Genomic DNA, 943 nt, shown 5'->3' on the forward strand with positions numbered 1-943 from the left:
CACGGACGACGATATCTCCGCGGTCACCTTTGACGGTACCAACCTGAACGTTACCGAAAGCGGAACCACGTTATCGGCGGATATTTCCGCTCTCGATGATTCCGCAGCTATCGCTGCCGTACAGGCGGATGTGGATTCAAACGAAAGTGATGCGGATGCGGCCATTGCAGCGGTACAGGCCGATGTGGATTCAAACGAAAGTGACGCCGATGCAGCCATCGCTTTAAAAGAGGACAGTGCCAACAAGTCCACCGACGTTACCCTGGCGGACGGTACCAACACCCTCTTCCCTACGGAACTTGCGGTCAAAACCTATGTCGATACACAGGTGGGAACCATCACCACGGACGACGATATCTCCGCGGTCACCTTTGACGGTACCAACCTGAACGTTACCGAAAGTGGAACCACCTTATCCGCGGATATCTCCGCTCTTGATGATTCCGCAGCCATTGCGGCCGTTCAAGCGGATGTGGACCTGAATGAATCCGATGCCGATGCGGCCATCGCAGCGGTGCAAGCTGATGTAGATTTAAATGAAAGTGATGCCGACGCGGCCATTGCAGCAGTACAGACCGATGTGGATGCAAACGAATCCGATGCTGATGCGGCTATCGCCCTTAAAGAGGACAGTACCAACAAGTCAACCGACGTTACCCTAGCGGACGGTACCAACACCCTCTTCCCTACGGAACTCGCGGTTAAAACCTATGTCGATACCCAAGTGGCAACCATCACAACGGACGACGATATCTCCGCGGTCACCTTTGACGGTACCAACCTGAACGTTACCGAAAGTGGAACCACGTTATCCGCGGATATCTCCGCTCTCGATGACTCCGCAGCTATCGCCGCGGTACAGGCAGATGTGGACCTGAACGAATCCGATGCCGATGCGGCCATCGCAGCGGTGCAAGCCGATGTAGATTTAAATGAAAGTGAT

The 943-nt window shown here is 54.3% G+C and carries 1 protein-coding gene; it reads left to right on the forward strand.

The features are described from left to right. The coding region (locus BFP77_RS16980; protein ID WP_180272336.1) for a hypothetical protein at positions 1-943 on the forward strand (943 nt) is incomplete at both ends.

The organism is Maribacter sp. 4U21, from assembly GCF_002742365.1.
Taxonomy (GTDB): domain Bacteria; phylum Bacteroidota; class Bacteroidia; order Flavobacteriales; family Flavobacteriaceae; genus Maribacter.